The sequence below is a fragment of the Pseudofrankia inefficax genome (genome assembly GCF_000166135.1).
Taxonomy (GTDB): domain Bacteria; phylum Actinomycetota; class Actinomycetes; order Frankiales; family Frankiaceae; genus Pseudofrankia; species Pseudofrankia inefficax.
Genome location: NC_014666.1, coordinates 7,274,952 through 7,290,977, shown reverse-complemented (window position 1 = coordinate 7,290,977; position 16,026 = coordinate 7,274,952). Strand labels below are relative to the sequence as shown.

The following is a 16,026-nucleotide window of genomic DNA, read 5'->3' as shown; positions in this document are numbered from 1 at the left end:
CCGCGTCGGGCCTGAAGCGTCGTCACTGGCGCGCCCGGCGCGGCCAGGGAGTACCGGAGGGGTACATGAAACGACGGTTGGCCGGGGGGCTTGCCGCGGGACTCGCCGTGGCGCTCGCGCTCGCGGCGTGTGGGTCGAGTTCCGGCGGCGGCAGCACGGGAAGCACGTCCTCGGGACTGACGCCGGTGAAGCTGCAGCTGCAGTGGTTCACCCAGGCACAGTTCGCCGGCTACATCGCGGCGGAGAAGAAGGGTTACTACAAGGACGCCGGCCTCGATGTGAAGATCCTCGAGGGCGGCACCGACATCGTCCCGCAGACCGTGTTGGCGCAGGGCAAGGCGGACTACGCGATCGCCTGGGTGCCCAAGGCGCTGGCGTCCCGGGAGCAGGGCGCGCAGATCACCGACGTCGCGCAGATCTTCCAGCGGTCCGGCACGCTGCAGGTCAGCTTCAAGGACAAGAACATCACCGGGCCGGCCGCCCTGAAGGGCAAGAAGGTCGGCGACTGGGGCTTCGGCAACGAGTACGAGCTGTTCGCCGGCATGACCAAGGCCGGGGTCGACCCGTCCAAGGACATCACGCTGGTCCAGCAGCAGTTCGACATGAAGGGCCTGATCTCGGGTGACGTCGACGCCGCCCAGGCCATGAGCTACAACGAGTACGCCCAGGTGCTGGAGGCGACGAACCCGGCGACGGGCAAGCTCTACCAGCCGAGCGACTTCAACGTCATCAACTGGAACGACGTCGGCACCGCGATGCTGCAGGACGCCATCTGGGCCAACACCTCCAAGCTGCAGAGCGACAAGAAGTACCAGGACACGACGACGAAGTTCGTCGAGGCCTCGATCAAGGGCTGGATCTACTGCCGGGACAACGCGGCCGACTGCCGTGACCTGGTCGTCGCCGCGGGCTCGAAGCTCGGCGCCAGCCACCAGCTCTGGCAGACGAACGAGGTCAACAAGCTGATCTGGCCGTCGCCGAACGGCATCGGCCTGGTGGACAAGGCGGCCTGGGACCAGACCGTCTCGGTCGCCAAGGGCACCAAGAACGCCGACGGGCAGACCGTCCTCACCAAGGACCCCGAAGGTCTCGCCTACACGAACGACTACGTCAACAAGGCGCTGGCCGACCTGAAGGGCAGCGGCGTCGACGTCGTCGGCAGCGGCTTCAAGCCCCAGACCGTCACCCTGGCGGCGAACGGAGCCTGAACCGCGCCGGCCCGCTCTCGACCGGTTCCCGCCGGCCGAGGGCGGGCCGACACCACGATCACCCGGCTTGCCCGGCGGCGCGCACCCCACCCGCGCCCGCCGGGCGAGCCGGTCCGGTGTGTCGGGCATCCTGTCGCCGTGGGCTGTCCGCGGCCTCAACCTCGGGTTTCCTTAGGGGCGAGAATTTCCATCGGCCGGCGAACGGCGCACGGGTACGCTCTCGGACCCTCGATCAGGCCCTCGATGACAGTCCGTGGGCGGCAAGGAGGCAGCGGGTCATGACCAGCAGCACCTACGACGACGACCGCAAGCACGTCTTCCACTCCTGGTCGGCGCAGGCGGCACTGACCCCGCTGGTGGTGAACCGGGCCGAGGGCAGCTGCTTCTGGGACGAGTCCGGCCGGCGCTACCTGGACTTCTCGTCCCAGCTTGTGAACGCCAACATCGGCCATCAGCATCCGAAGGTGATCGAGGCGATCATCGAGCAGGCCGGCAAGCTGACCACGATCGCCCCGTTCCACGCGAACGAGGCCCGTTCGGAGGCGGCCCGGCTCATCGCGTCGCATGCCCCCGGCGACCTGGACAAGGTCTTCTTCACCAACGGCGGCGCCGAGGCGACCGAGAACGCGGTGCGGATGGCCCGACTCGTCACCGACCGCCACAAGATCCTCACGACCTACCGCTCGTATCACGGCGCCACCGGTGGCTCGATCGTCCTGACCGGCGAGCCACGCCGCTGGGCGAGCGAGCCCGGCATCCCGGGCGTGGTCCATTTCCACGGCCCCTACCCGTACCGTTCGCCCTTCTACGCCGACAGCGTCGAGCAGGAGGGCGAGCGGGCCCTCGCGCACCTCGCCGAGGTGATCGCCCTGGAGGGCCCGCAGACCGTGGCCGCGGTGCTGCTGGAGACGGTCGTCGGCACGAACGGCATCCTCGTGCCGCCGGACGGCTACCTGGCCGGGGTGCGCGAGCTGTGCGACCGGCACGGCATCCTGCTGATCCTGGACGAGGTGATGTCCGGCTTCGGGCGGTGCGGCGAATGGTTCGCCGCCGATCACTGGAACGTCGTGCCCGACCTGATCTGCTTCGCCAAGGGCGTGAACTCGGGCTACGTCCCGCTGGGCGGCGTCATCATGGGCCCGAAGGTCGCCGACGCGTTCGCGACCCGCCCCTACCCGGGCGGTCTCACCTACTCCGGCCACCCGCTGGCCTGCGCCGCCGCGGTCGGCTCGATCCGGGCCTTCGAGGAGGAGGGCATCGTCGAGCACGCCCGGATGCTCGGAACCGACGTCATCGGCCCGGAGCTGGCGAAGCTCGCCGTCAACCACCCGAGCGTCGGCGAGGTCCGCGGCCTCGGGGTCTTCTGGGCCATCGAACTGGTCCGCGACCGGGAGACCCGCGAGCCGCTGGTCCCGTTCAACGCGGCAGGCCCCGACGCGGCCCCGATGGCAGCGTTCATCGGTGCCTGCAAGGAACGCGGCCTCTGGCCCTTCACCCACTTCAACCGGACCCACGTCGTCCCGCCATGCACCATCACCGTCGACGAGCTCCGCGAGGGCCTGGCCATCCTCGACGACGCCCTTACCGTCGCGGACAGCTACTACACCGGCTGAGGCGGCCCGAGTCGTCCCTGGTGGTCGGGAAATCCCAGGACTGGTGACCACCAGGGATGACTTACCTCCCGGCTTACAGTCCCTTCGCTCGTGCCGTGACGGATCTCACCCGCACCCCCGTCGACCCCCGAAAAAGTCCGTGGCCTGCCCGGATGTGCCGACTCCACCCGGCGAGCCCCTTTTGATCTTGTTTGTCCGGGACGGTAGGGTTGTCTCCGTGCGGCAGCCGTTTCCCCATCCGGACCGTGACCCGTGTTGGGATCCGTGGTCGCGCCAGCCCGAAGGCGCCAAGGGTTCCCGCCTCCGGATGGTGGACGCGGCAGGGGGCATCTCTTTGGTCGTTCGCCCCGGTGACCCGGTGGCCCTCGGATCGGTGTGAGCGGCCCGTTGTCGGTGGGCGACGATTGTCACAACGGCGTCACAGTTGTGTCCCGCCGGCTGTCTGGACGATGTCCGTATCACAGCCGTGGTGTCTGCATCATGTCGCCGCTGTGTCATTCCGGCCCGATTCACAGCCGTAAATCAAATGAATGGTTGGCCGGGCGCCGCAAGATGCGCTCTGGGTAATCGTTCCGTACCCTTCGGTGGACGGGTATCGGCCGTGCGCCACCGGCGTAGGTGCCTGATGTCATCCACCTGACCATGGACTGGATCGTCGGGGGGCGGTGAAATGATGGGGCTGCCCTTGGCGGGTGTGGCGTCGACGCGGACCCGCGACTCGAGGATGGCCGCAAGGGTGTTGTCGGGCAGTTGGGATTTCTGGGGGGTCGTCACGTCTCCCCGTCACCCTGGGTGGGTGGCCCCGCGACCGCCGGCCGTGACGCGGTCGGACGCACAGTGGGCCTGGCGCCCGACGCGACCGGAGGTGTTTAAGGCGTGAGCACCCGCTCTCGTCCTGCTGTCCAGGATCGGGCTTCCCGGCCGGTGATCAGCAGGGCCCGGGCGGCCGCGTCCGCTCCCTGGCCACCGCGGACGGCACTCGTCACCGGTGCCTCCAGCGGGATCGGCCGCGCGGCCGCACTCCGGCTGGCCCAGGACGGCACCAAGACTCTCTTGGTCGGCCGCAACGGAGTCGCCCTCGACGAGGTTGCCGCCGCGACTGGCGGCCACCGGTTCGCGACCGACCTGACAGCCGTGGGCGCGGAGACCGCCGTCGCCTCCCGGGCCACCGAACTGCTCGGTGACGTCGACCTGCTGGTCCTGTCGGCCGGAATCGGCGCGGCAGGACCCTTCGAGGTGATGTCCCCGAACGCGCTGCGGGATCTGGTCACCGTCAACGTGCTCGCACCGATGATGTTGGTCCGCGCGGTCCTGCCGGCGATGCTCGACCGCGGCGAGGGCCGCATCCTGCTGGTGGGCAGTGTCGCGGGCGCGCTGGGGGTGCGGGGCGAGGTGGCCTACTCCGCCAGCAAGGCGGCGCTGGTCGGATTCGCCGACGCGCTGCGCTCCGAGGTGCGAGGTCGCGGCATCGTGGTGACGCTCTGCTTACCAGGCGCCGTGGACACACCGTTCTTCCACCGCCGCGGCGCCCCGTACGTCCGCCGTTGGCCCAAGGCGATGCCCCCGAGCCGGGTCGCGGACCGCATGCTTGCCGGCGTCGCGCGCGGCAGCGCCGAGGTGTGGGTGCCAGGCTGGATGTCCCTGGCCGCGCGCGTGCACGGAGCGGCGCCGCCGCTCTACCGCAGGTTGGCGAATGTGTTCGGATAGCGAGCGCGCCGGTCGCCGGCCCGCCGCCGGCGACCTCACGCCGCCCTGACCCGGCGCGCGCCCACCGGCCCGGCTTCCCCTCGACCCCTCAGCAGCGGGCGGACCCGTGCCAACCCCCCGACCAGGAACCTGGCCGCGGCCGCGGGTCCCCGAGACTTCAGGAGAACGAGAGGCGCATGACCCCCATCGACGCCCGGACCGCCGCCCCCGGCCGGCGGGCAGAGCCGGCCGGTATCACCGATATCGCGACCTCCACCGATGAGGTGCTGCGCGCCGCGTACGGCGAGAACTTCCCCGTGTCGCCCGTGGTGCTGCCCGCCGCCATCCGTGAGCACTTCAAGGCCATCTACGGGTTCGCCCGGCTGGTCGACGACATCGGCGACGAGGCCCCCGGCGACCGGCTCGCCCTGCTTGACGAGCTCGCGGCCGACCTGGAGCGGATCTGGACCGGCGCGGGGCCGAGCTTGCCCGTGCACCAGCGGCTGGCGACGACGGTGGCGGCCTGCGACCTGCCCGCCGAGCCCTTCCTGCGGCTGATCGAGGCGAACCGGCTGGACCAGCGGGTCACCCGCTACCCGACCTTCGACGACCTGCTGCGCTACTGCACCCTGTCGGCCGACCCGATCGGGCGCATGGTGCTCGGCGTGCTCGGCCGGGCGACCCCCGACCGGCTGATCCTCTCCGACCGGGTCTGCACCGCGCTGCAGATCGCCGAGCACCTGCAGGACGTCGCCGAGGACTACGCGGCCGGGCGGATCTACCTGCCGCTCGAGGACCTCGACACCTTCGGCGTCGCCGAGAGCGACCTCGCGGCGCCGACCGCGTCGCCGGCGCTGCGCAACCTGATGGCCTTCCAGGTCGCCAGGGCGACCACGGTCCTCGACCAGGGCGCCCCGCTGGCCAGCCTGCTGGACGGCCGGATGCGGCTGGCCATCGCCGGCTTCATCGGCGGTGGCCGCGCGGCGCTGCACGCGGTCCGCCAGGCCGGCTACGACGTGCTCGGCGGCGCGCCGAAGGCGAGCAAGCCCCGGCTGGCCGGCGCCGCCATGTGGGTCGCGGTCCGTTCGTACTCGCCGTCGATGCGTGCCGGCGCCGCCGGGGCCGGCGGCCTGCCACCGTTGTGCGAGCCGCCGCCGCCGTCCCCGAACCCGCCCCGGGCCACGGCCGCCTCCGCGGTTTCCGCTGCGGCCGTGACGGAACCGGCGCTCGCGACGGCGAAGGACCGGGCCGCCACCTCGGTGCCAGCCCCGACCGTGGCAGTGACCACCCTTTCGGGCGTAGTGACCGGCGCCGACCTGGGGAACACCGAGAGCAGGTCCGTGAACGGGCCGGCCAGCGCCTGGCCTGCGATGACTGAGGCTGACAGCCGGCACAGCCGGCGAGGTGACGAGGGGGAGGCCTCATGACCGCCGCCGCGTCCCGACCCACGGTGACCGAGGCGTACGCGGCCTGCGAGGAGATCACCAAGCAGGCGGCGAAGAACTTCTCCTACGGGATCAGGCTGCTGCCGGCGGACCGGCGCGCCGCGCTGTCGGCCGTCTACGCGTTCTCCCGCCGCCTCGATGACATCGGCGACGGGGACCTCCCGGACGACCAGAAGGTCGAGGGGCTGGCCAAGGCCCGCGCCGACATCCGCGGCCTCGACCCGAACAGCTCCGACCCGGTGCTCGTCGCGCTCGCCGACGCCGCGAAGCGCTTCCCGATCCCGCTGGAGGCGTTCATCGAGCTCGCGGACGGCGTCGAGAGCGACATCGTCCCGAGCACCTACGACACGTTCGACGACATGGTCGGCTACTGCCGGCTGGTCGCCGGCACGATCGGCCGGCTCTCGCTCGGCATCTTCGGCACGACGGAGGCCGCCAGCCGCCGCGACGCCCCCGCGATCGCCGACGCCCTCGGCGTCGCGCTGCAGCAGACGAACATCCTGCGCGACGTGCGGGAGGACCTGCTGGGCGGGCGCACCTACCTACCGCAGGCGGAGCTCGCCGCGGCCGGGGTGAAGCTGGCCGTCGACGCGGACGGCGTGCTCGGCGGCCCGCGGGACGCGCTCGTCGACTACCTGCGGATGGGCACCGCGCGCGCCGAGGAGTGGTACTCCCGCGGCCTGGTGCTGCTGGACCTGCTCGACCGGCGCAGCGCCGCCTGCTGCGGTGCCCTCGCCGGGATCTACCTGCGGCTCAACCGCCGGATTCAGGCCGAGCCGGCGGCCGTGCTCACCCAGCGGGTGTCCCTGCCCGCCAGGGAGAAGGCGCTGGTCGCCGCCCGCAGCCTTGCCGGCCGGCCCGAGCGTGCCCGCCCGGCGGCCCCTGGTGCGGGAGGTGCGGCCTCGTGACGGCGCAGACGCGCGTGACACGGCCGCGGCTCGTCGTCGTCGGCGGCGGCCTGGCCGGCCTGACCGCCGCGCTGGTGGCCGCGGACAGCGGCGTCGACGTGGTGCTGCTGGAGGCCCGGCCCCGCCTGGGCGGCGCGACCGCGTCGTTCGACCGCAAGGGCCTGTGGGTCGACACAGGGCAGCACGTGTTCATGCGCTGCTGCACGGCCTACCGGGGCTTCCTGAACCGGCTCGGCGTCGAGCACCAGACCACGCTGCAGGAGCGGCTGGACGTCCCGGTGCTGCTCGGGGACCGGCTCGGCACGCACGCCCGGCTGCGCCGGACGAAGGCCAGGCTGCCCGCGCCGCTGCACCTGGCCCCCGCGCTGCTCGGCTACAAGGCGCTGGCGCCCGCCCAGCGGGTCACCGCGGCGCTGGCCGCGTTCCAGCTCGGCCGGCTCGACCAGCGGTCACCGGCCGTCGACGGCCGGTCGTTCGGCGACTGGCTGACGGCGCATCGGCAGGGCCCGACGGCCACCGAGACGCTCTGGGAGCTGCTCACCGTCGCCACGCTGAACGTGCCGGCGGGGGAGGCCTCGCTGGGCCTCGCGGCGAAGGTGGTGCGCACGGGGCTGCTGGAGCGGGCGGACGCGGCCGACATCGGCTGGGCCGACGTGCCGTTGCAGCAGCTGCATGGCGAGGCCGCGGCCAAGGCGCTCGCCGACGCCGGCGCCGACGTGCGTACCAACGTGAAGGTCCGCTCGATCACCCGGACGGACGCCGGCTACGAGGTGGCGATCGCGAGCGGCGCCGGCCGGTCCGACTCGGCGGTGCTGACCGCCGACGCCGTGGTGCTCGCCGTGCCACCGCCGGCCGCCGCCGAGCTGCTGCCGCCCGGGGCCCATCCGGACCCGGCCGGCCTGACGGAGCTGGGCACCTCGCCGATCGTGAACATTCACATGATCTTCGACCGCAAGGTGATCGACGGGCCGTTCCTGGCCGTCACCGGTTCGCCGATCCAGTGGATCTTCGACCGGACCGGGGCGTCCGGACTGTCCGGTACCGGCATGGCGCCGCCAGGTTCGCAGTACGTGGCGCTCTCCCAGTCCGCCGCCGAGCCGTGGATCGACCGGCCGGCCGGCGAGCTCGGTGACGAGTTCGTCGCCGAGATGCGTCGCATCCTGCCCGCGGCGCGGGACGCGAAGCTCGTCGAGGTCTTCGTGACGAGAGAGCGCACGGCAACGTTTCGCCAGGCGCCCGGATCGCTCGCTCTTCGCCCGGGAGCGGCCACCGCTCTGCCCGGGTTCGCCCTGGCCGGCGCGTGGACCGACACCGGCTGGCCGGCGACCATGGAGGGAGCTGTGCGTAGCGGGCTCGCTGCTGCCCGTGAGACGCTGGCCAGCGTGGGGGTGAACGCACGCGAGCCGGGGACGGTTTCGGGCGATGTCACCTGGCCGCGTCTGGGGACCACGCCGACCAGATCAGACGTTCAGCCCACCAGCCCACCAGTCCCGGCGCAGCCCACTTTGGCCGTCAAGGCCGCCACCGCGCCCGGGAGCGAGACCGCGACCGATCCTGGTGCCTCGACGGGTACCAGCTCGGCATCCACGCCGACCACGAACAGCGTTGGGAGTAACCCGGCATGACCATGACGGTTCCGGAGGCCATCGAGCGTGGTCGGACGCTAACCGTTCCCGCGTTGCGCCAGACGGTCGCGCGGCTGCACCCGCGTCTTCGGCACGTCGTCGAGTACCACCGCGGCTGGGTCGACGCGGACGGCAACCCGCAGCCCGGAGGCGGCGGCAAGCTCGTGCGCCCGGCGCTCGCGCTGCTGTCCGCCGAGGCGGCGGGCGCACCGGCCGAGGTCGGCCTGCCCGCGGCCGTGGCGGTCGAGCTGGTGCACGACTTCTCGCTGCTGCACGACGACCTGATGGACGGCGACACCGAGCGTCGGCACCGGCCGACCGCGTGGACGGTCTTCGGCGCGGACGGCGCGATTCTCGCCGGCGACGCGCTGCTCGGCCTGGCGACGCAGGTCCTGCTGGAGGTCGAGGGCGAGCCCGGCCGCAAGGCGGCGGTGATCCTGGGCGCCGGCGTGCAGGACCTGGTCCGCGGCCAGGCCGAGGACCTGCTGTTCGAGAGCCGCTCGGACGTCACGGTCGCCGAGACGCTGCACATGGAGGACGGCAAGACCGGCGCCCTGCTGGCCTGTGCCGCCTCCCTGGGCGCGGTGCTCGCGGGCGCGCCCAAGGAGGTCGTCGACGGTCTCGCCGAGTTCGGGTCACGCCTCGGCACGGCCTTCCAGCTGATCGACGACCTGCTCGGTATCTGGGGCGACCCGGCCGTCACCGGCAAGCCGGTGCTGTCCGACCTGCAGTCCCGCAAGAAGTCGGTGCCGGTCGTCGTCGCGCTGGAGGCCGGCGGCCCGGACGCGGAGGAGCTGCGGGCCTTCCTCGTGAGCGAGGGCGACCGGCCGACCGAGGACCTGGAGCGGATCGCGGCGCTGGTCGAGCGGGCCGGCGGCCGTGACTGGACCACGGCTGAGGCGGACCGCCAGCTCAAGACCGCCGGCGCGGTGCTGCGCTCGCTGTCCCTGCCACCGCTGGCCGAGGCGGAGCTGCTTGCCCTGGCCCGTTTCGTGACCGAACGCGACTGCTGAGGAGGGTGCGGCGAGCGCGCACCTGGGCCCCCGACAGGGGCCTTTGATGCTCCCCACCCGAGCCCGGAGGAGATTCGGCTATGAGCCTGACCTCGGACCCGTCCCCGGCGACGCCGGCGACGCAGCCGACGTCCGCGCGGCCGGGGTCCCTTTCGGATCGGCGAAGCCGATCCGGAGGGTCCGCCGTTGCCGGGCCCGTGCTGGTGACCACCCGGCCCGTGGCCCCGGTCGCCAAGAGCGGCGCCGTGACCCCGACGGCCACGAGCGGGGCTGTGACCTCGACGGCCACGAGCGGGCCGGCGCTGCTGCCTGACCTCGCGACTGACCTGGCCGACCCGACCGGCCCGCTGGCCGGCGCGGCGTCAGCCACGGTCCGCGCGGCCGGCGGCGCTGGGACGCGCACCCAGCAGACCGGCCAGCTCGGCTCCACCGAGCTGGCCGGGCCCCAGGCCGACCAGGTCGCCGACCGGGCGGCCGCGGTGCTGGGCCGTGCGCGCGACCATCTCCTGGGCCTGCAGTCCGAGGCCGGCTGGTGGAAGGGGGAGCTCGAGACCAACGTCACGATGGACGCCGAGGATCTCATGCTCCGCCAGTTCCTCGGCATCCTGCCGCCGGAGCTGGCCGCCGAGACCGGCCGCTGGATCCGGTCGAAGCAGCAGGACGACGGCGGCTGGCCGACCTTCCATGGCGGCCCGTCCGACCTGTCGACCACGTTCGAGGCGTACGTCGGCCTGCGACTGGCCGGCGACCTGCCGGACGCGCCGCACATGCTGGCCGCCGCGTCGTTCGTGCGGGCGCACGGCGGCCTCGCCGCGACGCGGGTCTTCACGCGGATCTGGATGGCGCTGTTCGGTGAGTGGCCGTGGGACGAGGTCCCGGTGCTGCCGCCCGAGCTGGTCCTGCTGCCGAGCTGGGTGCCGCTGAACGTCTACGACTTCGGGTGCTGGGCCCGTCAGACGGTGGTGGCGCTGACGATCGTCGGTCACTTCCGGCCGGTCCGATCGCTCGGTTTCTCGATCGACGAGCTGCGGGTCGCGGCGGTGCGTCCCGACCGGGCACCCCTGGTCAGCTGGACGGGTGTGTTCCAGCGGCTCGACGCCGGGCTGCGCCGCTACCAGCGTCACCCGGTGAAGACGCTGCGGGAGCTGGCCCTGCGCCGAGCGACCGAGTGGGTCCTGGCCCGCCAGGAGGCCGACGGCGGCTGGGGCGGAATTCAGCCACCCTGGGTCTACTCGATCATGGCTCTGCACCTGATGGGCTACTCGATGGACCATCCGGTGCTGGTCGCCGCCCTCGACGGCCTGGAGACCTTCACCGTCCGGGAGCAGGTCCGTGAGGGCGACGAGGTCGTCACGGTCCGCCGGCTGGAGGCCTGCCAGTCACCGGTCTGGGACACCGCGCTCGCCGTCGTGGCGCTCGCCGACGCGGGGCTCGACGCCCGCCACCCGGCGATGCGCAAGGCCGGCGAATGGCTGGTCCGCGAGGAGGTCACCGTTCCGGGCGACTGGCGGGTCCGCCGGCCGAACCTGGAGCCCGGAGGCTGGGCGTTCGAGTTCGCCAACGACATCTACCCGGACGTCGACGACACGGCCGAGGTGGTCCTCGCGGTCCGCCGGCTGCTGGGGTCCGGCTGGGACGACGTCGATCCGACATTCGCGAAACAGGCCAGAGCGTCCGTCGAGCGGGCGGTCAACTGGTCGGTCGGGATGCGCTCGGCGAACGGCGCCTGGGGCGCCTTCGACGCGGACAACGTCCGTGAGCTGGCGACGAAGATCCCGTTCTGCGACTTCGGCGAGGTGATCGACCCGCCCAGCGCGGACGTCACCGCGCACATGGTCGAGATGCTCGCCGACCTGGGCCGGGCCGACCACCCGGTCACCCAGCGCGCGGTGCGCTGGCTGCTGGACGACCAGGAGCCCGGCGGCTCGTGGTTCGGCCGCTGGGGGGTCAACCACGTGTACGGGACCGGCGCGGTCGTACCCGCGCTGATCTCGGCCGGCGTGGCCGCCGACCATCCGGCGATCCGCTCAGCGGTGCGCTGGCTGGTCGCCCACCAGCACCCCGACGGCGGATGGGGCGAGGACCTGCGGTCCTACCAGGACGACGCCTGGGTGGGCCGCGGCGAACCGACCGCGTCGCAGACCGCCTGGGCGCTGCTCGCGCTGCTCGCCGCCGACCCGATGAACGAGGCGGTCGGCCGCGGCGTGCGCTGGCTGTGCGACACCCAGCTGCCCAATGGCACCTGGGACGAGCCCTACTACACCGGCACCGGCTTCCCCTGGGACTTCTCCATCAACTACCACCTGTACCGGCTGGTCTTCCCGTTGACGGCTCTCGGCCGGTACGTGACCCTCACCGGGCGGTCCGCGGCATGAGCAGCAGCATCTCTGCATCCGAGAACACCGGCGATCGGCGTCATACTGGCGGCCCGCCGACGGCGGGGGAGGCGTCCGCGTCGTCCCCACCCGAGAGCGCGGCCGCCGAGGCGCCGGCACGGGCCGTGCCACGGATCCCCAAACAGGCGGTCGGCACCGGCCCCAGCTGGAAGCCGGGGCGCCCGCCGCGCCGGTCCAGACTGGCCGTGGCCGCGGCGCTGCGGCTGGAGGCACTCGCCGCCGGCCGGTCCGGGCTGCCGGCGGACGCCGTCGTCGTGCGCACCGGCATGGGCCCGGAACGCGCCAGCCGGGCCAACCAGGCGGTGCGCGCGGCGAAGCCGGACGCGGTCGCGGTGGTCGGGCTCGGCGGCGGGCTCGCGCCCGGCGTCCGCCCGGGTGACGTCATCGTCGCGAGCGAGGTCCGCACCGGCGACGGCACGGTCACCGGCCGCTGCCCGTCGGCGCCGCTGCTCGCCGGCGAACTGCGGCGCGCCGGGCTGACCGTGCACATCGGGCCGGTCGTCTCGGTGCCGCGGCTCGCCGTCGGCACCGCGCGCGCTGAGCTCGCCGCGACCGGCGCGATCGCCGTGGACATGGAGTCGGCCTACCTGTCGCCGAGCGCGGCCGGCAAGCCGTTCGCCGTCGTCCGGGTGATCGTCGACACGGCGGCCGAGCCGCTCGGCCGGATCGACCTGGCCCGCCGCGGCGTCTCCGGCCTGCGCACGCTGCGCCGGCTCGGCGGGCCGCTGGGTGCGTGGGCCGCCGCGGTCGGGCAGCGCAGGGTGCTGCTGGCCGAGCCGCGCGCGTTCTGCGCCGGCGTCGAGCGGGCGATCGAGGTGGTCGAGCGGGCGCTGGAGCTGCACGGCGCACCGGTCTACGTCCGCAAGCAGATCGTGCACAACACCCACGTGGTCAACGATCTGGCCAGCCGTGGCGCGGTCTTCGTCGACGAGCTCGACGAGGTTCCGCCGGGCGCGACCGTCGTCTTCTCCGCGCACGGGGTCGCCCCCGCGGTGCACGTCGAGGCCGCGGGCCGCAACCTCGACGTGATCGACGCGACCTGCCCGCTGGTGGAGAAGGTGCACGCCGAGGCGCGCCGGTTCACCGCCCGCGGTGACACGGTGCTGCTCATCGGCCACGCCGGTCACGAGGAGGTCGACGGCACGTTGGGTGAGGCGCCGGGGCGGATCACCCTGGTCGAGTCGGCCGAGGACGTGCCGTCGCTACAGGTCGAGGACCCCGAGCGGGTCACGTACCTGATGCAGACGACCCTCGCGGTGGACGAGGCCGAGGAGGTCGTGGACGCGCTGAAGGCCCGGTTCCCGGCGATCGTCGGGCCCGGCTCGGCGGACATCTGCTACGCGACGTCCAACCGGCAGAACGCGGTGCGCCGGGTGGCGAGCGAGGCGGACCTCGTGCTGGTGGTCGGGTCGGAGAACAGCGCGAACTCGCGCCGGCTCGCCGAGGTCGCCCGCCGCGACGGCGTCGCGTCACACCTGGTCGAGAGCGTCGACGAGGTGCGGCTGGACTGGCTCGCCGGCGCGGACACGATCGGGATCTCGGCCGGTGCCTCGGCGCCGCCGAGCCTGGTGCACGAGCTGGCCGACGCGCTCGCCGGGCTCGGCGCCACCACGGTGACGACGCGGTCGATCGGCACCGAGTCGATCGCCTTCACCCTGCCCAAGGAGGTTCGCCGGCCGCAGGGCGGCTGACCCGGCGTCCGCGCCGCTGCGGTCACGCGACCGCAGCGGCGCCGCGCCCGTTCGGCGCGCGGTCAGGTGGCCGGGCTCGCCGGGCGCAGGTCGGAGGGCGTCTCGGTAGCCGAAGTCTCGGCGTCCCGGGTCTCAGCGTTCTGGGTCTCAGCGTTCTGGGTCTCGGCGGCCTGGGCCTCGCGGGTCGTCCTGACGACCTCGCGGGCGTCGTCGATCAGGTGGCCGGCGGCGCAGACGTGCTGGACGCGGACGGGCGCTCCGCAGCCGACGTGCGTGAAGGTGGCCGGGGGGCCGGCCTCGTCGGACAGATGCCGGTCGCCCCACTGGCGCAGCGCGGTCAGCACCGGGCTGAGTTCGCGGCCGGCCTGGGTGAGCCGGTACTCGGGGCGGGCCCTGGTGCCGTCCTCCCGGTAGCTCACCCGGTCGAGCACCCCGGCCCGCACCAGGTTCGCCAGCCGGTCGGTGAGGACGGCGCGGGGGGCGCCGGTGGCGGCCTGGATGGCGTCGAAGCGACGGACGCCCAGGGTCACCTCGCGGATCACCAGGAGCGACCAGCGCTCGCCGACGATCTCGAGGGCGCGGGCGATCGAGCAGGGGCGTGGGGCCGTCAGGAGTGGCGGGGTGCCCGCGCGGCTCGGTGGGGTAGCGGGTGCCTCCATGACGAGCAAGTCTAGTGGCCCCAGTTGGCTAGGTTCGTGGATCGAACCCAGATCGCCAAGCCGGGATCGGCTGACAGGTGTCCGGCTGGATTTAGTGGGAAGTAGATGCCTCGGAGGGTGTCGGCATGGCGACCTCTCCTCGGGTGGCGGGTTTACTCGCCGTGACGCAGACTGCGTCTGCATCGCTGTCTGTGAAAGTGGTGCGCGCCTAGTGCGGATGGCCCGGCCCCGAAACCCACGAAATGGGCGCGGACGGTAGCCAGCCGCGGCCGTGGCGAGATCGTCGTCGTGGATTTACCAGATCGACATGCGCGTTCGACATACAGCTTGTATGTTGCCCCTGGGGTCGACATACAGCCTGTACGTACTCGCTGTATGGTGATCCCCAACGACCCCAGGTCACCACCGGGCGGCCTGACGAGAGGGGGACATCCGCCGTGGCGGTTCAGTGGCGCTACCAGGTGCGTGTCGGGTCCTACCTGGTCAAGCAGAAGATCCAGCGAAAGAAGTACTTCCCGCTCGTGCTTGAGCTGGAACCGCTCTTCGCCTGCAACCTGTCGTGCACCGGCTGCGGGAAGATCCAGCATCCCGCAAACGTGCTCAAGCAGCGGATGAGCGTTGAGGACGCTCTGGCCGCGGTCGAAGAGTGTGGTGCACCGGTGGTCGCGATCGCCGGCGGTGAGCCGCTCATGCACCCTCAGATCCACGAGATCGTGAATGAGCTCACCAAGCGCAAGAAGTTCGTCATCCTCTGCTCGAACGGCCTGCTGCTGCGTAAGAAGCTGAAGAACTTCACTCCGAGCCCTTACTTCACGTTCATGCTGCATGTGGACGGACTCCGTGATCGGCACGACGCGATCGTGGAGAAGGAAGGCACCTTCGACGAGTGCATCGAGGCCTTCAAGGCGGCGAAGGCCGCGGGCTTCCGGGTCGGTACCAACTCGACGTTCTTCAACAACGACAGCCCGCAGGACGTCATCGACATCCTGACCTTCCTGAACGACGACCTCAAGGTCGACGCGATCCAGCTCTCGCCTGGCTACGCCTACGAGAAGGCGCCGGACCAGGAGCACTTCCTCGGGGTGCAGGAGACGCGGGAGATGTTCTCCAAGGTGTTCTCCGAGGGCCGGCGCAAGAAGTGGCGGCTGAACCACTCGCCGGTCTTCCTGGACTTCCTGGAGGGCAAGCGCGAGCTGGCCTGCACCGCGTGGGGTATTCCCAGCTACTCCCTGTTCGGCTGGCAGAAGCCGTGCTATCTGATGAGCGACGGTTATGTCGGTTCCTACAAGGAGCTCACCGAGACGACCGACTGGGACAAGTACGGCCGCGGCAAGGACCCGCGCTGCGCCAACTGCATGGCGCACTGCGGCTACGAGACCTCTGCCGTGCTGGCCACGATGGGTTCCCTCAAGGAAGGGCTCCGCGCGGTCCGCATGTGATTTTGGGTGAGCCGGGGCGCGGAGCGCCCCGGCTCACCCAAAATCTGGTCGGACGCTCCGCGCCCGCCCGGCCCTGGTCGTCGTGGTGGTGTGCAATACGAGGCTGATGCTTGTCCAGTGTCGGTGCCTTGGCTGGGTCGCGATTGTCGGGCGCTGCGCGCCGACCCGAACCTTCTTCGGCTGGGTTTCGTCTGGTGGTCGCGTAGAAGAGATCGGCGCTAGGAAGGCTCGTTCCGTCGGGAACGGGCCTTTCCTGTTTTGGTGGGCAGTTCGGCTCCGCCGAGGTTCACCCGTCGGCCCGCGCGCATGATCTCTGTTCTGGCCCTGAACTGGTCGTGATCGA

The 16,026-nt window shown here is 72.1% G+C and carries 11 protein-coding genes; 10 read left to right on the top strand and 1 reads right to left on the bottom strand.

The window, feature by feature from the left end; genetic code table 11:
* Nucleotides 1–65: 65 nt before the first annotated feature.
* From FRAEUI1C_RS29430 to ispH, 9 genes are all read left to right on the top strand, one after another.
* The gene (locus tag FRAEUI1C_RS29430; protein WP_013427026.1) at nt 66–1,208 is read left to right on the top strand and encodes an ABC transporter substrate-binding protein; all 1,143 of its coding nucleotides are present in this window, start codon (nt 66–68) and stop codon (nt 1,206–1,208) included.
* 278 nt (nt 1,209–1,486) lie between these two features.
* Complete coding sequence (locus FRAEUI1C_RS29425; RefSeq protein WP_013427025.1) at nt 1,487–2,821, top strand: aspartate aminotransferase family protein; 1,335 nt, start codon at nt 1,487–1,489, stop codon at nt 2,819–2,821.
* Nucleotides 2,822–3,697: 876 nt separating this feature from the next.
* Complete coding sequence (locus FRAEUI1C_RS29420) at nt 3,698–4,528, top strand: SDR family NAD(P)-dependent oxidoreductase (RefSeq protein ID WP_013427024.1); 831 nt, start codon at nt 3,698–3,700, stop codon at nt 4,526–4,528.
* A gap of 176 nt (nt 4,529–4,704) precedes the next feature.
* Nucleotides 4,705–5,934, top strand: a complete 1,230-nt coding sequence (gene hpnC / locus FRAEUI1C_RS29415; RefSeq protein WP_013427023.1) for a squalene synthase HpnC — start codon at nt 4,705–4,707, stop codon at nt 5,932–5,934.
* Complete coding sequence (gene hpnD / locus FRAEUI1C_RS29410; RefSeq protein WP_013427022.1) at nt 5,931–6,860, top strand: presqualene diphosphate synthase HpnD; 930 nt, start codon at nt 5,931–5,933, stop codon at nt 6,858–6,860. Before hpnC ends, hpnD begins: the two co-directional genes overlap by 4 nt.
* A complete protein-coding gene (gene hpnE / locus FRAEUI1C_RS29405) occupies nt 6,857–8,485 on the top strand; it encodes a hydroxysqualene dehydroxylase HpnE (RefSeq protein WP_013427021.1) in 1,629 nt (542 codons plus the stop codon). Before hpnD ends, hpnE begins: the two co-directional genes overlap by 4 nt.
* Nucleotides 8,482–9,498, top strand: coding sequence for a polyprenyl synthetase family protein (locus FRAEUI1C_RS29400; protein WP_013427020.1), 1,017 nt, complete (start codon nt 8,482–8,484; stop codon nt 9,496–9,498). Before hpnE ends, FRAEUI1C_RS29400 begins: the two co-directional genes overlap by 4 nt.
* Nucleotides 9,499–9,578: 80 nt before the next feature.
* The gene (gene shc, locus FRAEUI1C_RS29395; RefSeq protein WP_013427019.1) at nt 9,579–11,873 is read left to right on the top strand and encodes a squalene--hopene cyclase; all 2,295 of its coding nucleotides are present in this window, start codon (nt 9,579–9,581) and stop codon (nt 11,871–11,873) included.
* On the top strand, nt 11,870–13,585 hold the full coding sequence (gene ispH / locus FRAEUI1C_RS29390) for a 4-hydroxy-3-methylbut-2-enyl diphosphate reductase (protein ID WP_013427018.1): 1,716 nt from the start codon (nt 11,870–11,872) through the stop codon (nt 13,583–13,585). The genes shc and ispH overlap by 4 nt, the downstream gene beginning before the upstream one ends.
* Before the next feature lie 62 nt (nt 13,586–13,647).
* On the opposite strand, the gene FRAEUI1C_RS29385 is transcribed toward ispH, so the two are convergent.
* Nucleotides 13,648–14,244 carry a winged helix-turn-helix transcriptional regulator gene (locus FRAEUI1C_RS29385; RefSeq protein WP_013427017.1) on the bottom strand — a complete coding sequence of 199 codons (597 nt, stop codon included), beginning with the start codon at nt 14,242–14,244 and terminating at the stop codon, nt 13,648–13,650.
* Between the two features lie 437 nt (nt 14,245–14,681).
* Between FRAEUI1C_RS29385 and hpnH the strand changes: the two genes are divergently transcribed.
* Nucleotides 14,682–15,683 carry an adenosyl-hopene transferase HpnH gene (gene hpnH, locus FRAEUI1C_RS29380; protein WP_013427016.1) on the top strand — a complete coding sequence of 334 codons (1,002 nt, stop codon included), beginning with the start codon at nt 14,682–14,684 and terminating at the stop codon, nt 15,681–15,683.
* Nucleotides 15,684–16,026: the final 343 nt, after the last annotated feature.

Coding starts and splice junctions, on each gene's coding strand:
- FRAEUI1C_RS29430 (WP_013427026.1), top strand. CDS start 66: ATGAAACGACGGTTGGCCGGGGGGCTTGCCGCGGGACTCGCCGTGGCG.
- FRAEUI1C_RS29425 (WP_013427025.1), top strand. CDS start 1,487: ATGACCAGCAGCACCTACGACGACGACCGCAAGCACGTCTTCCACTCC.
- hpnC (WP_013427023.1), top strand. CDS start 4,705: ATGACCCCCATCGACGCCCGGACCGCCGCCCCCGGCCGGCGGGCAGAG.
- hpnD (WP_013427022.1), top strand. CDS start 5,931: ATGACCGCCGCCGCGTCCCGACCCACGGTGACCGAGGCGTACGCGGCC.
- FRAEUI1C_RS29400 (WP_013427020.1), top strand. CDS start 8,482: ATGACCATGACGGTTCCGGAGGCCATCGAGCGTGGTCGGACGCTAACC.
- shc (WP_013427019.1), top strand. CDS start 9,579: ATGAGCCTGACCTCGGACCCGTCCCCGGCGACGCCGGCGACGCAGCCG.
- ispH (WP_013427018.1), top strand. CDS start 11,870: ATGAGCAGCAGCATCTCTGCATCCGAGAACACCGGCGATCGGCGTCAT.
- FRAEUI1C_RS29385 (WP_013427017.1), bottom strand. CDS start 14,244: ATGGAGGCACCCGCTACCCCACCGAGCCGCGCGGGCACCCCGCCACTC.